Origin of the sequence: Zwartia panacis (assembly GCF_030410395.1) — a bacterium.
Taxonomy (GTDB): domain Bacteria; phylum Pseudomonadota; class Gammaproteobacteria; order Burkholderiales; family Burkholderiaceae_B; genus Zwartia; species Zwartia panacis.
In genome coordinates this window covers 43,782-64,153 of record NZ_JAUHHF010000013.1, presented here as the reverse complement: position 1 = coordinate 64,153, position 20,372 = coordinate 43,782, and the positions used below count along the sequence as shown (strand labels likewise).

Below are 20,372 nucleotides of genomic sequence, written 5' to 3'. Positions count from 1 at the left end.
TCTTGTGCGCCTGTGCGATGCACTTTGGAATCAGAGTAATACCAGCGTGAATCTTGTGTCAACGCCACTTCCATTACGTGTAATCAGCGTGTTGACAAGGTATCTGCCACCACCTAGGATGACGGCAGAACAAAGTGCGTCCTGGCGGAATCCATGCCTGAGCGACACAAAATGAAGGGAGACAGCAATGCAATGCAAGATACAGGTCCACTTAATGGAATTACACCTCCCTGCACGGGAGCAAAACCCATGAACGCGGAAAGGGTGGGTGGTTTTTTCTGGTTGCTCTTTGGTGGCGCGGCCACTTACGGCGGCTGGGGCTTGGGACTGGGCACCATGGAAGAACCTGGCTCGGGTTTTTTGACTTTTGTCGCTGGTAGCTTTGTCGCTCTGATGGCGCTCATTGTGATTGTGCAATCGTTCAGAGGCGATCCTGCAGCGCAAACGCGCATCAGCGATCTTTGGAAGGGTGCGATGTGGTGGCGCGCCGTTGCGATTACAGGACTCATCCTTCTTTTTATTTTCTCCTTCGAAACGATCGGTTTCTTCGTCTGCAGCTTTGTGCTGCTCGTCATCATCATGAGATGGCTAGAAGGCTTGGAATGGAAGATGTGTCTATTAGTGCCCACGATCGCGACTGTTACGACTTATGTCATGTTTAAAACCATGATGAACATCTCGCTCCCCGCGGGTATTTTCGGATTCTAAGGAAAGCACCGCGCATATGGATATCGCAGACAACCTACTCGTTGGACTTTCCGTCGCCTTTCAACCTCACAACCTGTTTTTTTGTTTTTTAGGCGTTTTGATCGGCACGTTGATCGGTGTACTGCCCGGTCTAGGGCCTGTGGGCGCCATGTCCATCTTGCTCCCTATTACGTTCGGCATTTCTCCTGTCACAGCCATCATCATGCTGTCAGGTATTTATTATGGCGCCCAATACGGAGGGTCAACCACCTCCATCCTTGTCGGCATTCCCGGGGAGGCGGCATCCGTTGTCACGATGCTGGATGGTCACAAAATGGCTTTGCAGGGCCGTGCAGGTCCTGCTCTTGGCATCGCCGCATTCGGTTCATTCATCGCAGGCACGATCGGCATCCTCGGCTTGATGCTTCTGGCACCGCCGCTGGCCAAGGTCGCCCTGAAATTTGGTCCCCCCGAGTATTTTGCCCTGATGATCATGGGCTTGGTGATCCTGACCTATCTCGCTCAAAAATCAATGGTGAAGTCACTGATGATGGCGGGCGTGGGTATTCTCGCAGGAATGGTCGGCATGGATACGATGACAGGCATGCCGCGCTTCACATTCGACGTTCCAGATTTACTGGATGGCATCGGAATCGCACCGCTTGCGATGGGTTTGTTCGGGATCTCGGAAATCTTGCTCAACGTTGAAAGAAAGATCAAGCAAGGTGTCGTCGTCAGTCAGGTGAAAAATCTGATGCCAAGCCGACAAGACTGGAAAGAATCCGCGATGCCCATTGCACGCGGTTCAATTGCTGGGTTTTTTCTTGGAATTCTGCCAGGAGGCGGTGCTGTACTCGCATCCTTTATTTCATATGGTGTCGAAAAACGAGTCTCCAAAACACCTGAAAAATTCGGTCATGGCGCCATCGCCGGCGTGGCCGGTCCCGAAGCAGCCAACAACGCGGCGGCTCAAGCGGCCTTTATTCCGTTGCTCACCCTCGGCGTACCGGCCAACGCGGTCATGGGTATTTTATTGGGCGCATTGATGATTCACGGAATCTCACCCGGTCCGATGATGATCGAAAAGAATCCGGATCTTTTTTGGGGAACAGTCACGAGCATGTATGTTGGCAACGTGATGCTGCTTGTCCTGAATCTGCCTTTGATCGGCCTTTGGGTCAAATTACTGCGCGTGCGCTATGCAGTGCTTTTCCCATTGATTCTGTTCATTGCATTGATTGGCGCTTACGTCATCAATGGCAGTGAAATGGATCTGTACATGATGCTCTTTTTTGGCGTCATCGGCTACCTGATGAGAAAGTTTGACTACGAGCCAGCACCATTGATTCTGGCTTATGTTCTGACCAATATTCTTGAAGACTCACTGCGGCAATCGCTGATCATTTCAGGTGGAAGCATGAGCATTTTTCTGACTCGGCCAATCGCCGCGGGTTTTCTTTTTGTTTCGCTTGTTCTACTCATCACAGCGCTCATACCCAGTATCCGTCAAAAGCGCAGCGCACTGGCTGCTACTGCGGATGACAATGCGTGAGCGTTACGACCCTATCAAAGGAGACACCAAAAAATGAAACTGAATTCTATCTCTCGACTCAGCAAAATCGCGGCAGCATTGGCCACTGGATTACTATTGCACGGCACGGCATTTGCCAAATATCCAGACAAACCCATCACCATGTACGTCGCTTTCGCAGCAGGCGCGACAACAGACCTGACAGCCCGCGCACTCGCCCAGGGCGCCGAAAAAATCCTGGGTGTACCAATCGCCGTTGAGAATAAAGCCGGTGGCGGCGCGACGGTCGCCAACGGTTTGCTGGCAAGCAAAAAGCCGGATGGTTACACCTTGCTCGTCACCTCGACAGGCTCCATTACCGTTCGCCCTTTGCTGATGAAGCTGGCTTATAAGCCGCAAGATTTTCAAGTGTTAATGCAGTTCTCTTACTACATTGGTGGACTAGTTGTTCCAGCAGATTCTCCATGGAAAACAGTCGATGACTTTGTCGCCCATGCCAAGAAAAACCCTGGCATGACCTATGCTTCAAGCGGACCGAACACTCAACAACAAATTGGTGTCGAGTCTTTTGCCCGCTGCAAAGGACTGACTTTCAAACACGTCCCCACCAAAGGCGGCTCAAGCGCCAATACCGCCTTACTGGGTAAGCACGTCGACTTTATCGCTGGTTCGGGATCTCATATTCCACTGGTGCAGCAAGGCGCCTTCAGGGAACTGGTGACTTTTCACGTTGACGCGCGCGATCCTAAACGTCCTGACATTCCTGTCATGAAAGACATTGGGTGCCCACCCACCAATCCTCCTAACGGCATGATCGTCGTCGCGCCCGCAGGTCTGCCAAGCGACATTGCCGACAAACTTACGGCAACCTTTAAGACCGTATCAGAGACGCCCGAATTCAAAGCGCTGCTAGACAAATATAATCTCGATTATGCATACGAGGATGGTAAATCCGTGCAATCGAAATTTCCTGCTGAAATTGAGTGGTATACCAAGTACTTCAAAGATGCAGGCGTAATGAAATAATTCATCACTGTGGAAAATAAAATGACCCAAAGAAATACCCAGTCGATTCACTGGGATGCAGAAGCCGATTTAGTTGTTGTTGGATTTGGTGGTGCAGGTGCTGCGACCTCCATCACGGCCGCCGAAGCTGGCGCTTCAGTCATCATGCTCGACAAAGCACCCGAGGGACAAGAAGGCGGCAACACGCGCGTTGCTGCCCAAGGCTATCTCAACACCTCAACACCCGAGGGCGCCGCGACTTACCTCAAGGCGCTTTGCGGCCCCTACACCGTTCCTGACGATATGATCCAGGTGTGGGCCAAAGAGATGTGTCTGAACAACGATTGGCTTAAATCGATTGGCGGAGATCCTCAAGAGCATCAGCACGGCACGCACGGAACAGGGATTGAGTTTCCAGAGTTGCCTGGTTCTGATTGTGTCCACAAATTCCACCACGGCGACATACTGGGTTACTCAAAAACTTGGGAGATGCTCGCCGAAGCGGTCAAGTCCCGCCCCATCGACATTCGCTATGAATGTCCTGGACAAAAATTGATCCAAGATCCTCTTACTCAAGAGGTCTTGGGTGTGGTTGGGAACCATCGAGGCAAGAAGCTTAATTTCAAAGCTAAAAAGGGCGTTGTATTAACGTGCGGGGGCTTTGAAAACAACCAGGAAATGATTCGCAATTACCTGACCGGCATTCCCTATTGCTATACCTCTGGCAGCCCTTTTAACGAAGGCGACGGTATTCGCATGGCCATGGAACTCGGTGCAGATCTCTGGCACATGAATAACTTTGCGGGTCCTTCGATGGCGCTTAAAGTCCCGGAGTATCCAACAACCTTTTCAATGATCGCCCTGCATTTTTCCCATGAACCCAAAGGCGGCATGGTCGTCGTGGGTCCGGACGGGAAACGCTTTACTGACGAAAAATATAAAACACGTCATGGAAAGGTCGAGCAAAATGGCAAGTGGTATGCCATGCGCACACCCTGTCCAATGTACATGATCTTTGACCAGGCGATGTTTAATGACGGTCCGCTCTACGACGGCAAACCAACCCATGGTTGGACGCAGATCATGAGCGGCTACAGATGGAGTCCGGACAACAAAGCCGAGTTGGCAAAAGGCTGGATCAAGACCGCCCCTACACTGGCCGAACTCACTCAAAAACTCAACTTGCCCGCGGGCAGTCTAGAGGGAACGGTGAACCGCTGGAACGAACTGTGCGCAAAGGGTCGCGATGATGACTTTGCACGCGACAAGATGCTGCAGCCTTTTGGCTCAGGTCCTTTTTACGCAGTCGAACTCTCACCCTCCATGCTCAATACGCAAGGTGGACCACGCCGTAACGCGCGAGCTCAAATTGTGCGTCCCGATGGCACGCCGATTCCTCGTCTCTACAGTGCCGGCGAACTGGGTTCGATTTTCAGCTACCTTTACCAAGGGACCGGCAACATCGGTGAGTGCTTTGCGTTTGGTCGAATTGCCGCGCGCAATGCAGTTGCCGACAAAGCTTGGTGTTAGGGTCAATTATTTTGCAGCGGAATATTTTCCGCTCAACTGAGGGGTATGCACGCCAGGCTCTTTAGCCAACTCTCGTTGCAAACGAGTCTGTCGTGCCCAAGTACGTTTCAAATCATCGCGCACTTTAAATGCCAAACGGCCGAGACCTTCGGTCTCGATTTCAATCAGATCGCCATCCATGAATGGATTGAGTCCTCGGTGATTCGTCCCGGTTGCCAGGATATCTCCTGGCTCTAGCGTATGAATCGATGTGACCCACTCGATACAGCGCGGAATCTTATGCGCCATATCGTCGGTATTGAAGTTTTGCATCAATTGACCGTTGTTCCACAAGCGAATTTGGAGCTTTTGAGGATCCGGGATTTCATCCGCTGTGACAATATAAGGCCCAATGGGCGCGAACGTATCGCGGGACTTCATCTGAAAAAAGACATTACCCTCGGGCCCAAGCCCACGGGCAGAACCATCGACGAAATTCACATAGCCAAAAACATATGACATGGCGTCTTTGGCCGTAACGTTTTTCGCACGCTTGCCGATCACAAGCGCCACTTCGGCTTCACCCTCGAAAATCGTGGCGGGTACGTCTGGTAAAACCATCGTATCACCATGTCCGATGATACTGCCCGGCGCTTTTTGAAAGGCGTTAATCGGCGCGGGAGCAGACCTCGTTCCATCCTCCATGTAATTGACAGCCATGCAATCGATATGGCCAGGCTTGGGTAGAGGCGGTCGAATACGCACTGAATCGACAGGAACACCATTTTGATTTTTTACGAACAGTTCGATCTTGGAGCGATAGTTCTCGAATCGCTCGATGAGTCCGTTGATCAAATCGTGGGGTCCGATGTGCGGGATATCGCTCACGAGCGGCGAAATATCAACCACATGGTCGCCTTTCAAAATGCCAAGTTTGAAATCATTGAAAAAAAGAATTTTCATGTCCGTGTCTCCTGTGGGGTGTAGCCTTATCCATCTTTATCCATCTATTGAAGCACCGATCCAACCCGTCAAGACGTCCATATTTTGAGAATATCCCGTGATTACGCGACTGCACGAAAAACGTTTAGATTCGTTCGGGTCTTTATGCTAGGATAAATTCGCAGTGAAATAAAAATAAACACAACGAAAAAATCTGTGTGGCATTGCAACAGCTCGGGGAGGAGGATCGACATGAAAAAAATCAGCGTCACGACCGCTGCGCTCTTGGCGAGCGCTCTCGTGATATTGTCCGTGATCTCTGGTGGCGTCCGAGCTCAGACCTCAAGCTTTCCAAACCGACCTATCAAGATAGTCGTCCCTTTTGTGCCAGGCGGGGGCTCTGACAGCGTAGCGCGGGTGATTGCCAAAGGCATGACCGAACACCTTGGTCAACCCGTCATTGTTGAAAACAGAGGCGGCGCCAATACCATCATCGGCACTGAATACGTCGCGAAATCCGCACCTGATGGCTATACGCTGCTTGTATGCACGACCGCATTCGCGACGAATCCGAGCATGTATAAGCTGCCGTTTGATACCGTCAAAGACTTCGATCCTGTGACGATGTACCTGGGCGCGGCGTTAGTGCTCGTGATCAACCCGAACATTCCAGTCAACAACGTACGTGAACTGATTGCGCTGGCCAAGGCTCAACCTGGCAAACTAACCTTTGCATCATACGGAGCGGGTGGCCCTGGTCATTTAGCAGGAGAACTCTTCAAACAAATGGCCGGGGTCGACATGCTCCATATTCCATACAAAGGCAGTTCACCCTCTATCGCGGACGTCGTCTCAGGCACAGCATCCATGTCCTTTGCAGTGCTACAACCCGCCTTACCTCTCATCAAAGCCGGTAAGCTTCGTGCGCTAGGTGTCGTGATGGCGGAGCGCGCTTCTCAGCTGCCAGATGTACCGACTATCGGAGAAACGCTTCCTGGATTTTTAATCACGGGATTTAATGGTTTGTGTGCGCCAGCTGGCACGCCACCCGCAGTATTGAAAACACTTAACGACGCCATCACGAAAGTCGTGACGACACCGGACATTCGAGATCAACTTGTGAGTGCCGGCAACCCGGTACTGGATCGTCCGCTGCCGCCAAAAGAATTTGCAGAGTTCGTCAAAGTCGATATCGAGAGATGGCGAAAAATCGTCACGGACGGCAATGTCACACTTAAATAAAGCCTTCACTTCGAAACTGTCGATCAATCAACGTTTATTTGTATTCACATAAAGAGGTCCAGCATGTCTGCTCTTTCTGAGTCACTCAAGAAATATATCGGTGTGCAATCCGAAACCGAGATCGCTTGCGATACAGTCGAGCGCGGCGCGGTTCGTCGTTACGCGCAAGCCATCATGTATGAAGATCCTATTTTCAACACTGCTTGCGAAAATAACGCGCGCTACGGAGGACCTGTCGCGCCACCGTTGTTTCCGAACCATATGTTTCGGCGCGCTTTTGGTGAGCCGGATCCAATTCAGGACAACGCGCGAAATCCTGACTTCGATGGCATTGTCGCGGCGACAAGCTCGCAAGGATTACCAGCGATTGAACCCTTGGCCGGCTACGCGCTGCTCAATGGTGGATCCGAGATCGAGTTCTTTCGTTATGCCCGTCACGGGGAAACAGTCAAACTGACTTCCCGTTACGCGGACATTACAGAAAAAGAAACAAGCAAGGGACCGATCATCCTGGTCGTGACCGAGTCAGAATATCGCAATAGTGAAGGTGAGCTACTCATCCGCACCCGTCGCACACAGATCCGGAGGAAATGACATGGCACTCGGCAAAACACCTTACTTTGAGGATGTCATCATTGGTTCAGACATTCCCGGATTGGAAAAGGGTCCCCTGACAACGGCGCACCTGATGCGTTGGTCTGCCGCCATGGAAAACTGGCACAAAATTCACTACGACAAACCCTTTGCGATGGAGCACGACAAGTTGCCAGGTTTGTTAATCAATGGCTCTCTCAAACAACAATTCGTGATGCAACTTCTTGCTGATTGGGCGGGCCCTCAAGGGTGGGCCTGGAAAGCCAGCTTCCAGTTCAGAGCGATGAATCTTGTCGAAGAAACAGTCCGTGTCTGGGGTCGCGTCACAGGTAAACGGGAGGGTCCCGATTTTGGACTGATCGATATCGAACTGGGCATTATCAATGATGCAGGCAAGGAGTCGACCCCCGGTACGGCGACTGTCGCCCTGCCTTACAAGAATGGCAAACCACTTCCCTATCCCTTTGTTCCACCTAAGCTCTAATAGGTTCATGTATTCAACGAGCAGGTAGCGCGCATGGCACAGACTGATCCTGACGGCGCCTTGACCGGACTACGCGTTCTTGACCTGAGTCACGGTATCGCCGGGCCGTTTGCGGCTCGGCTGCTGGGCGACCATGGTGCGGATGTGATCAAGATCGAGCGTCCGATTACCGGAGACTTTGCCCGCACGCTGCCACCGCTCAAGCAAGATGCTCCGTTCCCCGAGCAAAGTCTGTTGTTCCAGTATCTCAACTGGAATAAACGGAGCCTTGCGCTGGATTTAAGACTCGCTGAAAACAAACCGACGCTTCAAAAACTGGTCGAGCAAAGCGACATCGTGATCGAAAGTTTCCGACCCGGCCGCTTAGAGAGCTGGGGCCTTGGTGTGGACCAATTACTCGACTGGCAACCTAAGCTTGTAGTCACCTCAGTGACCAACTTTGGACAAACCGGGCCCTATGCACAATACGCCGCGAGCGATCTGACGTTGCAGGCTTTAAGCGGCATCATGCAAATCAGTGGACAAGTTGATCGTGAGCCTCTGAAACACGGCTTGTCACAATCATTTTATTGTGCAGGATTGACGGCTGCGTATGCCTCGATCATGGCCTATACGGCCGCGCAAGCCGATCAGTTTGGCGAACATGTCGATGTCTCCATACACGAATGTCTCGCGTCTGAGCTGGTTCTCAACCAGTCCTATTACGCGTTCCTGGGGGCCGTTCAAGGCAGACGAGCGATCGTGCAAGATCCCTTTGCCGGGGAGCCCATCGCAACGCGCAAGGGCTATCTTGCATTTCAAACGGGAGGTGGAGCGCCATTTGAAACGTTTGCCGAACTATTCGATCGCCCAGAGTTTTTGGAGAAACGTTTTTCAAGTCCGCCAGAGCGTGAAAAACGTGTCGCCGAAGTCAAAGCACTGCTTGAAGAGTGCGTGGCGGATCGCGATGCGAAAGAAGTGTTTCTGGCCGGGGCACAAAAACGATTGCTTCTGGGAGTTGTGCAAAGTGCCGAAGATTTATTGCATTGCGAACATTTAAAAGAACGACAGTCTTTCGTCGAAATAGATCATCCTGCGACATCCACACAACTGCGCTTTCCAGCCGAGCTCGCCAAGCTGTCACTCACCCCCACATCGGTGCGTCGCCGCTCACCCACGCTCGACGAGCATCGCACTGAAATACTCGCACAGATTGGGAGAGGCAGATGACTCAACCCACCCTGCCGCTCAACGGCATCCGCGTCCTAGACCTGTCTTATGTTTTCGCGGTTCCCTACATGGCGGGCCTATTGAGTGACCTGGGTGCGGAAGTCATCAAGATCGAAGCGCCACATAAACTTGATCAAACACGTGGTCGAGCCTTTGGACCATACCTCGATAATGATCCCGCGCAAGATCCCTGGAATCGATCCGGAATTTTTTATGTCGTGAATCGCGGTAAACGTTCACTCGCGATGGACTTGGGCCAGCCACAAGGCCAAGAACTGTTTCGGGAACTTGTCGCCAAGAGCGACATCGTCCTGGAAAACTTCACGCCCCGCGTGATGCGTAAATGGGGCTTGAATTACGACGAACTCAAAAAAATAAAACCATCATTGATCATGCTGTCCAATACGGGCTATGGTTCTACGGGACCCTGGTCTTCGTTTCCAAGCCAAGGCACGACCTTGGAAGCCACGATGGGCATTACGTTTTACACAGGGTATCGGGATGACAAGCCTTGGAAAGTCGGACAGTCCTATCCTGATTTCATCGCCTGCTGGGCAGGCCTCAATGCATTATGGGCGGCCATCGCGCACATGCGAAAAACAGGTCAAGGCCAGTGGATCGATGTAGGGATGTATCAGCTTGGTGTCGCCCTGATGCCCGAACCGCTTTTACAAAAGCAATTGGACGGTACCGAACCCGTCAGAATGGGCAACGAACATCCTGAACATGTTCCGAGCAATCTATATCGGGCCCAGGGTGAAGATCAATGGCTTGCACTGACTGTTCGAACGGATACACAATGGGCTGCGCTGACGTCCCTGATGCAAAAGCCGGAGCTCGCATCGGATCCGCGCTTTTTTTCTGCACCCGCAAGACGGATCAATAGAGAGGTCGTGAACAAGATCGTCGCCGAATGGTGCATGACGCGTAGTCCAAAGGATCTTTTTGAACAACTACAAGCTCACGGGATTGCAGCCGCTCCTGTTTTAAATAGTCGAGATCTCCTCAGAGACCCTCATCTCAAGCAACGCAAGTTTTACGAAACCGTTCTTCATCCAGAACCGATTGGGGAGCGCCCCATCATTGGAAGGCCTTACAAATTGCGGTTTCGCGATGCCCATATTAAAAAACCCGGTCCGCGTTTCGCCGAAGATAACGACAGTATCCTCAGAGACATACTCGGGAAAACACCCAAACAGATTCAGGCGCTTAAGGCTTCTAATGTGGTGTCCGACTGCCCCACCAATCCAGGACTATCGGGAACAATGGATACCGAATCGATGCTAAGACTTAAAACCCTTGTCGCTGTCGACCCTGACTACCGCAACAAGTAAGAGGAGAGCCCACTGTGCATGTCATCAGTCGTAGCAAGGGATATATCTGGGCTGGTATTGTCGGGATTTTACTGTCCTCGGGCTACCTGCATATGACCCTAGATCTTCCGATGGGAGAGATGGATCAACCCGGCGCAGGCGTTTTTCCGATTTTGGTTGCGGGCATACTCTTGGCGGCAAGTCTGTCTTCCCTCTGGGAAGGGTGGCGACACAGACGACATAGTCCAGCGCTGGATCTGCCAGAGGGCGCAGATCGATCGCGACTGCTCAAGCTTATCGGTTTGCTTTTGATTTATTTTGTGACGATTCCCTGGGCGGGCTTTTCTTTGAGCAGCATCATTTTTTGCACGCTGCTTATTCGTCTGATCTCCGATCTGACCTGGCAGCGCAGCGCTCTGTATGCCTTTCTGATGACCGCTGCGATCCATATTATTTTTATCACGATACTCAAGGTTCCCATGCCAGCCGGAATCCTCATCGAAATCTTCAGGAGCTAGTATGGAGGCAATTGACGGGCTTCTCTATGGTCTGAGTGTCGCATTCACCTGGAACAATCTGCTTGCTGCACTAGTCGGAGCGCTCGCGGGCACCTTGATCGGTGTACTTCCGGGGCTTGGACCTACTGCGGGCATCGCCATGATTTTGCCACTCAGTTACTCACTGGATCCCACCAGCGGGCTGATCATGATGGCGGGCATGTATTACGGCGCGATGTATGGTGGCTCAACGACCGCAGTCCTGATTAATATGCCCGGCGAGTCGGCATCCGTCATCACATGTATTGATGGCTACAAGCTCACCAAAAAAGGACGCGCAGGCGCGGTACTCACGATCGTCGCGATTGGCTCTTTTGTGGGCGGAGGCTTATCTGTTTTAGGTGTGATGCTCTTTGCCCCGGCACTCGCCAATGTTGGTCTGCTTTTTGGTCCAGCTGAATTTTTCGCACTCACCGCGGGTGGTCTTTTGTTATTTTCAAGAATCTCCGGCGGCACACTTGCTGCCGGTATTTTTCCGATGGCGATTGGATTGATGCTCAGCACAATTGGCCAGGAGATGGTGACAGGCGCTGATCGCTTTACTTTTGGCGTGTCGGATCTCACACTCGGAGTCGAGCTTGTCGCACTCGTTGTCGGGCTGTATGGCTTGACAGAGATCATGTCCGTCATTGAATCTTTACAAAAACAAGGCAAACCCATTCACGTCAAGCTCAAAGAAATGTTTCCCTCTCGCGAAGAGTGGCGTCGATCCTGGGGACCTTATGGTCGAGGCACCGCGATAGGATTCGTGCTTGGATTGTTACCCGGCCCATCCGCCACGATGGCGAGCTTCGCGTCCTATCGTCTGGAAAAAGGCGTATCGAAACATAAAGAACAACTCGGAGAGGGAGCAATCGAGGGCGTGGCGGGCCCAGAAACAGCCAACAACGCGGCCGCGACTTCATCTATGGTGCCTTTGCTCGCGCTGGGAATCCCGTTTGGTTCCGTCACGGCCTTGATGCTGGCTGCCATGATGGTGCATGGTGTGCAGCCAGGTCCCATGATGATGACCTCTCACCCTGAAATATTCTGGGGTGTCATCGCATCCATGCTGATCGGCAATGCCATGCTGGTTATTTTGAATATCCCTCTCATCGGTGTCTGGGTCAGCCTCTTGCGTGTACCCAATCACGTTTTCCTGCCAATCATCTTGATGGTTGCCACTGTGGGATGCTACAGCGTGCGCAACAGCATGGTGGACGTTTACATGCTGTGGATCATCGCACTGATTGGATATGTACTGCGCAAACTTGAATTCCAGCTTGCACCAATGGTTGTGGGTGTGGTGCTGGGACCCTTGATCGAAAAACATCTGCGGGAAGGCTTATTCATGAGTCTGGGCGATGTTTCAGTGTTTTATACCAGTCCAATCGCGGTGAGTATCTGGAGCGTTGTCATCCTCGTCATGATGCTCGAACCGCTTCGCTCACTGTACGGGAAGCTGTTCGGCATCAAGGTCAAAAAGCTTATCCCGGAGAGCTCGGAGTAGCCTCCATCTTCACCCATCCCGGATCAAGACCAATCGCGCCTTGGTGGGCAAGTGCCGCGATTCGCTCTTGGGGATACCCCATTTCTTTTAAAATTTCCGCAGTATGTTGACCGAGTCGAGGAGGTGGCAGTCGCACCGATCCTGGCGACTCGCTGAACTTGATCGGCAAGCCAGCCATCGCCATCATCCCCAGACCTTCTAGCTCGATTTCCTGAACCATCTCTCGTGCGTGCACCTGAGGCTGCTCAACGACTTTGTCAATCGTATTCACAGGAGAACACGGAACATCGTTTTCTTTTAAACGTTTTTCCCAATATGCCAAAGGATGTTTGATCACAACATCACCAATCATCTGGATCAAAAGGGGTCGATTCAACGAGCGCATCTGTGGATCGATAAAGCGCGGATCTTCGAGCCAGTCTGGTTGCTCAAGCGCTGCGCACAGCCCCTTCCACATGCGTTGATTGAACGCAGAGATCACAATCCATTGATCGCTCGCCTGATACGCGCGATAGGTGGGGCTCGTCAACGCGCCACTTCCGCTTGGCCCGGGAACCTCGCCACTTGAAAAATAACGCGTGAAAAATTGAGCCAGCATTGCCATATGCCCTTCAAGCAACGAGGTGTCGACACGTTGTCCGCGCCCGGTTCGATGCCTAGTTTCCAACGCCATCATCACGCCGATTGCGCCGAACATACCGCCTCCAACATCGGCGACCGACATGCCCATCTTTGCCGGACTCCCCTCGGGATCACCAGTGATGCTCATGGACCCTGCGTAAGCCTGCATAAACAAGTCATTCGCAGGCTCTTTACTCAGAGGACCACTCGCGCCAAAACCACTGATCGCGCAATATATCAACCGCGGATTCACACGAGACAAACTTTCGTAATCCAGACCCAAACGCTCCAATGCGCCCACTCTGTAGTTATGCACCAGCACATCGGCGTCTTCGATCAGCGCACGCGCAATCCGCACGCCCTCTTCAGTTTTCAGATCAAGCGCCATGCCACGCTTGTTTCGATTCGCAGCGGCATAGTAATAACCCATCGCACCGTGAAAATATGGCGACCAGGCCCGACTATCATCACCGACACCTGTCCGCTCTATTTTGATGACATCAGCACCATAGTCGCCCAATAGCATGCCGCAAAACGGTCCCGCCATGGCCACACTGATTTCAACAACCTTAATCCCTGCAAGTGGTGCCGTCATATCTTTGTCTCATCCCATGCTGATCAATTATTTTTATAATTCACTTCTGTAGCGCCGCATGATTTCTTCATGTGTCTCGAACACGCCTTCGATGGCTGCCTGTTCGTTAATCATGTCAACCATTGTCGGCAATCGACTGCGTTCGATTTGGCTGTCAACATCCCAGAGTTTGGAACGCATGAACGCTTTTGCGCAATGCAGATAGGCTTGCTGAACACTCACGCGAATCACGAGCTTGGGTGCACGGACCTCGGTTGTGCAGCGTGCGATATCTTCAGGGTCTACACTCAACTCGGCGCGGCCATTCACTCTCAGCGTCTCATCCACGCCGGGAATCAAAAACAGCAAACCAAGACGCCCCGTGTGAATAATATTTTCCAGCGTATCGAGACGATTATTGCCGGGCGAATCCGGGATCAACAGAGTATTGTCATCGAGGACCTTGACGAAACCTGGTGCACCGCCACGTGGCGATGCATCGAGCACTTCATCACCGCCCATGCTTGAGAGCACGACAAATGGCGACAATCCGATATAGTGCTTGCAATGCCTATCAAGTGCAGCCAACTGTTTTTTTACCGCACGTTCTTTAGGTGTCGCATAGAGCGTCCTGAGTTGCGCGAGAGTTTCAATCCGCATCACATTAGTCCAGAGTTGCGACGATTTTTCCGAAATGTTTGTTTGTCCGCATCCGCTCAAAAGCCTGACCAATATCAGCGAATGCAAAGGTGCTATCGATCGGGAGTGCGAGTTTGCCGGACTCAAGGTGAGCGCCGAGATCGCCCAACGCCAGCGAGGTAATGCTTCTAACCTCTTCGACACTGCGTGTACGGAAGGTCACGCCGGTATATTTGATACGCTTGAGCGCATGCAGATCGAAATCAAACTCCGCAAAGCGTCCGGCCATGCGTCCAACGTTGACGATACGTCCAAGAATTGCACAGGCTTCAAGATTTTGTGTGCCGAACGGTCCAGAGAGCTGATCAATAATCAGATCGACACCCTTTCCGCCATTGGCTTCGATCGCGCGCTGTGGCCATTGCGGATCACTATTATCGATCGCGACATCCGCGCCGAATTTGGTCAGTTGAGCGCGCCTCTCAGCCGTGGTCGAGGTTCCAATAACTGTCTTGGCCCCCATCAGTTTGGCGATTTGCATCGCCATCAAACCCACGCCCGAGGAAGCGCCCTGAACGAGGACGGTCTCGCCTTTTCGCAGTTCACCTACAGTCACAATCGCGTTGTGCATTGTCTGAATCGCAATGGGTAATGTGACCGCCTGTGCAAAAGACATCGAAGGGTTGGGAATATCCATGACGCGTCCCCAGTCTGCCACGGCATATTCCGCATAGCCTGACGATCCAGAGCACATGACGCGATCACCGGGTTTGAAGCCTCGCACGCGAGCGCCGACTTCGACAACTTCTCCCGCCCATTCAATTCCGGGGATGGCGCCAACGCCACCCACATTGCCGTGCGCGCCTCCCGCGAGCACACCCAAGTCCGCACGATTCAAGCCGCAAGCGCGAACTTTGACCAACACTTGCTCCGGACCCACTGTTGGTTTGGGAACATCAGCGATTTCAAATCCACTCTTTGTGACGACAACTGCTTTCATTTTTTTATTCCTGTTCGTTTAACTTTATAAGGCTCACTATCCAATTCTTTCGCCATTACCGTGTCGCGGAAATGATGCCGCCATCCACCACGATAGTCTGACCTGTGATGTAACGCGCCTCATCGCTCGCCAAAAAAACGACAGCATGCGCGACATCCCAAGACTCTCCCATGTAGCCCGCAGGCACTTGCTTGTGACGATGCGCGACAAAACCTTCGTAGTCACCTTTAGCGTATTTTTCTGCCAGACGTTTTACTAAGGGAGTAAACATCAAACCAGGCGCGACGCTGTTGAGTCGAATGCCACGATCAGCATAAATGACGCCCGTGGTTTTCATGAGTTGCTCGAGAGCGGCTTTCCCTGCGGCGTAACCCACCTGGGGTTTACCAATATAGCGATGCCCCGCGACCGAGGAAATGCTGATGACTGATCCTCCACCCTGCGCCACCATTGTGGGCAGCACATATTTACACGCCAAGAATGCGCCTTTGACGTTAACGTCCATCTGTTCATCCCAGGTCTCCTCGCTCATGGAGACCGGATCTCCCGGCTCGGAACGTCCGACGTTATTCACCAGGATGTCAATGCGTCCATACTGCGCCAAACAAGCGTCCACCAATTTCTTGACGTCTTCCGCCCGGGTGGCATCGGCGACCATGACATGCGCCGATCCACCTTCTTCTGTGATGATGCGTTGTGTTTCCTGCGCGGCTTCAAGATTGAGATCGGAACCAAACACACTCGCTCCCTGCCTGGCCAAAGCCACTGCGATTGCCTTGCCGTTGCCCCAACCTTCTCCTAGTGTGCCGCAACCCGTTACGAGCGCGATTTTGCCATCCAGTCTAAACATAACGTCCCTTGTTTCTGTTGTTGTATGCAAAGCAATATTACCTGTGCGTCACAATAGGAGCAAAAGCCTTTTTAAAGCATACGTGACGCACCTTGAAATGTGGGTCCATCTGGTGAAATCAAGCAAGAACCCACATGATTCGCGCAGCAAAAAAAACAGGCCCGAATGTTGAGATTCGGGCCTGCGAATAACAGCGGAAAAATCGGATTGGCGCTACATCAAGTCAAATCGTTGACCAATGAGGCAAGCGTATCGTCAGGCAAGGTTTCCACATGCATCGGATACTCTTTGTGATCACAACCCACCATCATCTGAGCGCCCGCTTTGAGCGACTTTTTCATTTCAGGCGTCAACTCGAAACGCATAAAGTGAACGGATGATGTTTTGTCAGCCGTTGTGCGATCGAGATCTTCGTTCGCAATCGCGTACACGCGGGGCTGACCCTCGACCTGAATGAACATCTTGTGCTCAATGCCCAACAACTTCGCCAAAGCGAGACGGCGCTCGGCTTCGTTCGGGTATTCAAGCATCATCGTAGCCTTGAAGTTGGAGCCATCCGGTACGAGCGGGTTGTAAGCACCCAACTCGTCCTGAATACCTTCTTCGTCGAAAATTTTCTCGACACGCAACATTTCCTGAATTTGATAGCGCATCAAAAGCTCGCTTTCAAACAACAAGTTGAGATGCTCGCCCAGGCGGACGCTACGCTTGCGGCGCTCTTCGATCGCCTGCTTGCGCATCTCGGGACGGGCCTTATGATAAGCCTCGAGGGTCATCAAACTTTCACGCGAAATTTTGCTCATTTCCATTTCCTTTACAGACCGTATGCTTTGGCGATCAATGTGAGAGGATGAGCCATCTCAGCTTTCGCCAAGCCGTTTTCTTCCATACCCTGCTCGATGTGATGGCCAGCCAGCTGGCAATCCGAGCTAATGTAATCAGGTGTATTGTTTGCCATCGCCTTGAAGACGGGTTTACCAATCTTCATCGCCTGAGTATGAAACTCTTTCTTCACGCCCCAGGTTCCCGAGTGACCGGAACAGCGCTCGACCACGTTGACTTCAGTGCCGGGCACGAGCTTCAATGTTTCCGCGGTCTTTTTGCCCACGTTTTGCACGCGTGAGTGACATGGAATGTGATAACTCACGTGACCCAACTCTTCTTTGAAGTCAGTCTTGAGCAAACCATCTCTGTTGCGCTCGATGAAGTACTCAAACGGATCCCACATCGCTTCCTTGACCAGCTGGACATCCTCTTCGTCAGGGAACATCAAGGGGAGCTCTTGTTTGAACATCAGCGTACAGGACGGGATGGGCGTGACAATCGCATAACCTTCGCGTGCGAGCTTCGCAAGCTTGGGAATGTTCTTGTCTTTGTTCGCCGCAACGGACTCAAGATCACCGAGCTCGAGCTTGGGCATGCCACAGCAGGCTTCCTTATCCACCAACTCGTAAGGAATCTGGTTGTGTTCCAGAATCTTGATCAGATCCTGGCCAATACCAGGCTCGTTGTAGTTGATATAACAGGTTGCGTATATGGCAACTTTGCCCGGAGTCTTCGCGCCGTCCTTGACAGGCCATGCGGTCGAAGCCGTCGCAAGCTGCGGGAAGGTCTTGGATGCATACTCTGGAATCCAAGCCTTTTTATCCACACCAAGCGTGGATTCCATCACCGAACGCATGACACCTGTGCGGTTCAACGCATTGACGGACTCTGTCACAATCGGGATACCCGCGAACATGCCCATCTTGTCGGTCGACGCCAACAACTTGTCACGCATTTTGACTTCGCCGTTCTTGAACTTGACCGCTTTCGCACGCAGCATCAAGTGAGGGAAATCGAGGTTCCAAGGATGTGGAGGCACATAGGGGCACTTTGTCACGTAACAGACGTCACAGAGGAAGCACTCATCCACAACCTTGCCGTAGTCTTTTTTGTCAACGCCGTGAACTTCGCCGTCATCGGTCGCGTCAACCAGATCAAACAGTGTCGGGAACGAGCCGCACAGACTCAAGCACCGGCGACAGCCGTGACACATATCAAACACTCTTTCCATCTCAGTGTGCAGTTTTTCCTCGTCATAGAAGTCTGGATTTGTCCAATCCAGAGGATGACGGGTGGGAGCCTCGAGACTACCTTCGCGGTTTGACATAGTGGATCCTTAAATTTGTCACCCTGCAAGCGGGTGCAATGAAAACGATTGTGACCAGCATAGCCGGCCACAGATCTTGCAGTTTGGGCAGCAGTCGAAAATGTTCGCTGGCTGCCCAAATTTCTCAGAGACGCTTAGTCAACCAGTGCGTCCAGAGCTTTCTGATAGCGATTGGCGTGTGAACGCTCGGCTTTTGCCAAGGTCTCAAACCAGTCGGCGATCTCGTCAAAGCCTTCGTCGCGAGCGATTTTGGCCATGCCGGGATACATATCGGTGTACTCGTGTGTTTCGCCATGAACAGCGGCTTTCAGGTTGTCGCGGCTGGAACCGATTGGCAAACCTGTTGCTGGATCACCAGCAGCCTCGAGGAACTCGAGGTGGCCGTGTGCGTGGCCGGTCTCGCCTTCTGCTGTCGAGCGGAACAAAGCGGCAACGTCGTTCTGGCCTTCGATGTCAGCCTTGTTTGCGAAGTACAAGTAGCGGCGGTTAGCCTGTGATTCGCCTGCGAATGCGTCCTTCAGGCACTGTTCGGTCTTTGAACCTTTGAGCTGGGCCATATAGCCTCCTGACAAATGAAATTAAGAAGAAGAAGTGGAGTCTAGATCTGCGGAACCGGAAAAAACCGGCTCAATCTGTACTCTGACGCTAGTGTATGTCCTGCGCGTCGATGAAGGAAATTAAATTTATCTACTTTTTAGATAGTTTTTACCTAACAACACCCTAATAGGGGCGATCAGGCGCTCTTACCCCTGATACGCCCACTGGGGAGCGTTATTTGGCTGTATCGGCCATCCAACGTTCAGTTAAACGGACAAAGTAGCTGGCACCCACGGGAATAATGGCATCGTTGAAATCGTACGAGGTATTGTGCACCACACAAGCACCTTCGCCATGCCCCTCCAGACGATGATGGCCGTCTCCGTTGCCAATAAATGCATAACAACCAGGCTTGGCCATCAGCATATGCGCAAAATCCTCAGCCGCCATCACTCCGGGGAACTGGTCATTCACCATTTCAGGACCCACAATCTCTCTCATCACCTGCGCCGCGAACTGGGCCTCTTTTGGATGATTGACCACTGGAGGCGAAGCGCGCCTGAAGAAAATTTCGGCCTCGCACTCGTGCGCCCGGGCGATCTGAACCGCGAGCGTTCGCAATCGCTCCTCCAGGCGATCCAGGGCGGAGACGGAAAAAGTACGAATCGTGCCACCCACGGCTGCAACATCCGGAATGACGTTGGGCGCCACGGAACCCTCAAGCTGCGTCACGGCCAGCAACGCACGTTCAGTGCTCGGAATCACCTTGGCCACCAGACCCTGCAACGCTTGGGCAAACTCCAGTGCAGGTGCGACCGGATCCGTTCCTGTGTGAGGTAGCGACGCGTGCGTACCTTGACCTTTGATTGTGACCTTGAAGGTATTGCTCGAAGCCATGAATGGCCCGTTATTCAGAGCAAAGCCGCCCACGTTGCCGATCGAGAAGTTATGCAAACCAAACACCGCCTCACAAGGAAAGCGCTCAAACAGGCCATCTTCAATCATTTTTTTAGCGCCCGCCTTACCCATCTCCTCGGCTGGCTGGAACACAAAATTCACCGTACCCGTGAAATTGCGTGTCTGGGACAAGTGCCACGCCGCGGCGAGCAGCATGGTCGTATGTCCATCATGACCACAGGCGTGCATCTTTCCATCGTGGGTGGACTTATGTTCAAACTCATTGATCTCCTGAAGCGGTAATGCATCGAGATCCGCGCGTAAACTGAGTGTCCGGCCACCTTCGCCGACTTTCAACACCCCCACAACACCCGTGCCTGCGATGCCGCGATGCACTTCGATGCCCCACTCTTTAAGCAAGTTCGCGACGATCTCTGAAGTCCGATGCTCATCGAACCCGAGCTCGGGATGGGCGTGAATATCACGACGGATTTTGACAAAACGGCTGTAGTCCGCAAATGCATCGACGAGTTTCATGTT

The 20,372-nt window shown here is 52.3% G+C and carries 20 protein-coding genes; 11 read left to right on the top strand and 9 right to left on the bottom strand.

Annotation, left to right across the window (positions count from 1 at the left end; genetic code table 11):
* Positions 1–249 precede the first annotated feature (249 nt).
* The 4 genes from QWY30_RS14185 to QWY30_RS14170 are packed head-to-tail and all read left to right on the top strand — an operon-like array spanning position 250 to position 4,753.
* The gene (locus QWY30_RS14185; protein WP_290242081.1) at positions 250–708 is read left to right on the top strand and encodes a tripartite tricarboxylate transporter TctB family protein; all 459 of its coding nucleotides are present in this window, start codon (positions 250–252) and stop codon (positions 706–708) included.
* A 16-nt stretch (positions 709–724) separates the two neighbouring features.
* A complete protein-coding gene (locus QWY30_RS14180; RefSeq protein ID WP_290242079.1) occupies positions 725–2,239 on the top strand; it encodes a tripartite tricarboxylate transporter permease in 1,515 nt (504 codons plus the stop codon).
* A gap of 33 nt (positions 2,240–2,272) precedes the next feature.
* The gene (locus QWY30_RS14175; RefSeq protein WP_290242078.1) at positions 2,273–3,244 is read left to right on the top strand and encodes a tripartite tricarboxylate transporter substrate binding protein; all 972 of its coding nucleotides are present in this window, start codon (positions 2,273–2,275) and stop codon (positions 3,242–3,244) included.
* A gap of 21 nt (positions 3,245–3,265) precedes the next feature.
* Positions 3,266–4,753 carry an FAD-dependent oxidoreductase gene (locus tag QWY30_RS14170; RefSeq protein ID WP_290242076.1) on the top strand — a complete coding sequence of 496 codons (1,488 nt, stop codon included), beginning with the start codon at positions 3,266–3,268 and terminating at the stop codon, positions 4,751–4,753.
* 6 nt (positions 4,754–4,759) lie between these two features.
* Here the strand turns inward: QWY30_RS14170 and QWY30_RS14165 are convergent, their stop codons facing one another.
* The gene (locus QWY30_RS14165) at positions 4,760–5,695 is read right to left on the bottom strand and encodes a fumarylacetoacetate hydrolase family protein (RefSeq protein ID WP_290242074.1); all 936 of its coding nucleotides are present in this window, start codon (positions 5,693–5,695) and stop codon (positions 4,760–4,762) included.
* 231 nt (positions 5,696–5,926) lie between these two features.
* On the opposite strand from QWY30_RS14165, the gene QWY30_RS14160 reads away from it, so the two are divergent.
* The 7 genes from QWY30_RS14160 (at position 5,927) to QWY30_RS14130 (ending at position 12,562) form a co-directional block, all read left to right on the top strand.
* Positions 5,927–6,916 (top strand): Bug family tripartite tricarboxylate transporter substrate binding protein, encoded by a 990-nt coding sequence (locus tag QWY30_RS14160; protein ID WP_290242072.1) that lies wholly within the window; start codon positions 5,927–5,929, stop codon positions 6,914–6,916.
* Positions 6,917–6,979: 63 nt separating this feature from the next.
* The gene (locus tag QWY30_RS14155) at positions 6,980–7,510 is read left to right on the top strand and encodes an FAS1-like dehydratase domain-containing protein (RefSeq protein WP_290242070.1); all 531 of its coding nucleotides are present in this window, start codon (positions 6,980–6,982) and stop codon (positions 7,508–7,510) included.
* A 1-nt stretch (position 7,511) separates the two neighbouring features.
* Positions 7,512–7,994, top strand: a complete 483-nt coding sequence (locus tag QWY30_RS14150; RefSeq protein WP_290242068.1) for a hotdog family protein — start codon at positions 7,512–7,514, stop codon at positions 7,992–7,994.
* A 33-nt stretch (positions 7,995–8,027) separates the two neighbouring features.
* Positions 8,028–9,203, top strand: coding sequence for a CaiB/BaiF CoA transferase family protein (locus QWY30_RS14145; protein ID WP_290242065.1), 1,176 nt, complete (start codon positions 8,028–8,030; stop codon positions 9,201–9,203).
* Entirely contained in the window at positions 9,200–10,537 is a 1,338-nt protein-coding gene (locus QWY30_RS14140; RefSeq protein WP_290242064.1) for a CaiB/BaiF CoA transferase family protein, read from the top strand. The genes QWY30_RS14145 and QWY30_RS14140 overlap by 4 nt, the downstream gene beginning before the upstream one ends.
* Positions 10,538–10,551: 14 nt before the next feature.
* Entirely contained in the window at positions 10,552–11,034 is a 483-nt protein-coding gene (locus QWY30_RS14135) for a tripartite tricarboxylate transporter TctB family protein (protein WP_290242062.1), read from the top strand.
* A gap of 1 nt (position 11,035) precedes the next feature.
* A complete protein-coding gene (locus tag QWY30_RS14130; RefSeq protein WP_290242060.1) occupies positions 11,036–12,562 on the top strand; it encodes a tripartite tricarboxylate transporter permease in 1,527 nt (508 codons plus the stop codon).
* On the opposite strand, the gene QWY30_RS14125 is transcribed toward QWY30_RS14130, so the two are convergent.
* The 8 genes from QWY30_RS14125 to QWY30_RS14090 form a co-directional block, all read right to left on the bottom strand.
* Positions 12,540–13,778: a CaiB/BaiF CoA transferase family protein gene (locus QWY30_RS14125; protein ID WP_290242058.1), complete on the bottom strand. Its 1,239-nt coding sequence runs from the start codon at positions 13,776–13,778 to the stop codon at positions 12,540–12,542. The two genes, QWY30_RS14130 and QWY30_RS14125, sit on opposite strands and share 23 nt — an antisense overlap.
* A gap of 33 nt (positions 13,779–13,811) precedes the next feature.
* The gene (locus tag QWY30_RS14120) at positions 13,812–14,417 is read right to left on the bottom strand and encodes a pyridoxamine 5'-phosphate oxidase family protein (protein WP_290242056.1); all 606 of its coding nucleotides are present in this window, start codon (positions 14,415–14,417) and stop codon (positions 13,812–13,814) included.
* A gap of 4 nt (positions 14,418–14,421) precedes the next feature.
* On the bottom strand, positions 14,422–15,396 hold the full coding sequence (locus QWY30_RS14115) for a quinone oxidoreductase family protein (RefSeq protein ID WP_290242054.1): 975 nt from the start codon (positions 15,394–15,396) through the stop codon (positions 14,422–14,424).
* Between the two features lie 55 nt (positions 15,397–15,451).
* Positions 15,452–16,246: an SDR family NAD(P)-dependent oxidoreductase gene (locus QWY30_RS14110; protein WP_290242052.1), complete on the bottom strand. Its 795-nt coding sequence runs from the start codon at positions 16,244–16,246 to the stop codon at positions 15,452–15,454.
* A gap of 218 nt (positions 16,247–16,464) precedes the next feature.
* Positions 16,465–17,049, bottom strand: a complete 585-nt coding sequence (locus tag QWY30_RS14105; protein ID WP_435433415.1) for a DUF3501 family protein — start codon at positions 17,047–17,049, stop codon at positions 16,465–16,467.
* Between the two features lie 11 nt (positions 17,050–17,060).
* Positions 17,061–18,398: a heterodisulfide reductase-related iron-sulfur binding cluster gene (locus QWY30_RS14100; protein WP_290242047.1), complete on the bottom strand. Its 1,338-nt coding sequence runs from the start codon at positions 18,396–18,398 to the stop codon at positions 17,061–17,063.
* Positions 18,399–18,532: 134 nt separating this feature from the next.
* Complete coding sequence (locus tag QWY30_RS14095) at positions 18,533–18,955, bottom strand: rubrerythrin family protein (RefSeq protein WP_290196011.1); 423 nt, start codon at positions 18,953–18,955, stop codon at positions 18,533–18,535.
* A 214-nt stretch (positions 18,956–19,169) separates the two neighbouring features.
* Positions 19,170–20,369: a M20 aminoacylase family protein gene (locus tag QWY30_RS14090; RefSeq protein ID WP_290242045.1), complete on the bottom strand. Its 1,200-nt coding sequence runs from the start codon at positions 20,367–20,369 to the stop codon at positions 19,170–19,172.
* Positions 20,370–20,372: the final 3 nt, after the last annotated feature.

Excerpts from the sequence above, each read along its gene's own strand:
- QWY30_RS14185 (WP_290242081.1), top strand. The coding sequence starts at position 250 with ATGAACGCGGAAAGGGTGGGTGGTTTTTTCTGGTTGCTCTTTGGTGGC.
- QWY30_RS14180 (WP_290242079.1), top strand. The coding sequence starts at position 725 with ATGGATATCGCAGACAACCTACTCGTTGGACTTTCCGTCGCCTTTCAA.
- QWY30_RS14175 (WP_290242078.1), top strand. The coding sequence starts at position 2,273 with ATGAAACTGAATTCTATCTCTCGACTCAGCAAAATCGCGGCAGCATTG.
- QWY30_RS14170 (WP_290242076.1), top strand. The coding sequence starts at position 3,266 with ATGACCCAAAGAAATACCCAGTCGATTCACTGGGATGCAGAAGCCGAT.
- QWY30_RS14165 (WP_290242074.1), bottom strand. The coding sequence starts at position 5,695 with ATGAAAATTCTTTTTTTCAATGATTTCAAACTTGGCATTTTGAAAGGC.
- QWY30_RS14160 (WP_290242072.1), top strand. The coding sequence starts at position 5,927 with ATGAAAAAAATCAGCGTCACGACCGCTGCGCTCTTGGCGAGCGCTCTC.
- QWY30_RS14155 (WP_290242070.1), top strand. The coding sequence starts at position 6,980 with ATGTCTGCTCTTTCTGAGTCACTCAAGAAATATATCGGTGTGCAATCC.
- QWY30_RS14150 (WP_290242068.1), top strand. The coding sequence starts at position 7,512 with ATGGCACTCGGCAAAACACCTTACTTTGAGGATGTCATCATTGGTTCA.
- QWY30_RS14145 (WP_290242065.1), top strand. The coding sequence starts at position 8,028 with ATGGCACAGACTGATCCTGACGGCGCCTTGACCGGACTACGCGTTCTT.
- QWY30_RS14140 (WP_290242064.1), top strand. The coding sequence starts at position 9,200 with ATGACTCAACCCACCCTGCCGCTCAACGGCATCCGCGTCCTAGACCTG.
- QWY30_RS14130 (WP_290242060.1), top strand. The coding sequence starts at position 11,036 with ATGGAGGCAATTGACGGGCTTCTCTATGGTCTGAGTGTCGCATTCACC.
- QWY30_RS14125 (WP_290242058.1), bottom strand. The coding sequence starts at position 13,778 with ATGACGGCACCACTTGCAGGGATTAAGGTTGTTGAAATCAGTGTGGCC.
- QWY30_RS14120 (WP_290242056.1), bottom strand. The coding sequence starts at position 14,417 with ATGCGGATTGAAACTCTCGCGCAACTCAGGACGCTCTATGCGACACCT.
- QWY30_RS14115 (WP_290242054.1), bottom strand. The coding sequence starts at position 15,396 with ATGAAAGCAGTTGTCGTCACAAAGAGTGGATTTGAAATCGCTGATGTT.
- QWY30_RS14110 (WP_290242052.1), bottom strand. The coding sequence starts at position 16,246 with ATGTTTAGACTGGATGGCAAAATCGCGCTCGTAACGGGTTGCGGCACA.
- QWY30_RS14105 (WP_435433415.1), bottom strand. The coding sequence starts at position 17,049 with ATGAGCAAAATTTCGCGTGAAAGTTTGATGACCCTCGAGGCTTATCAT.
- QWY30_RS14100 (WP_290242047.1), bottom strand. The coding sequence starts at position 18,398 with ATGTCAAACCGCGAAGGTAGTCTCGAGGCTCCCACCCGTCATCCTCTG.
- QWY30_RS14095 (WP_290196011.1), bottom strand. The coding sequence starts at position 18,955 with ATGGCCCAGCTCAAAGGTTCAAAGACCGAACAGTGCCTGAAGGACGCA.
- QWY30_RS14090 (WP_290242045.1), bottom strand. The coding sequence starts at position 20,369 with ATGAAACTCGTCGATGCATTTGCGGACTACAGCCGTTTTGTCAAAATC.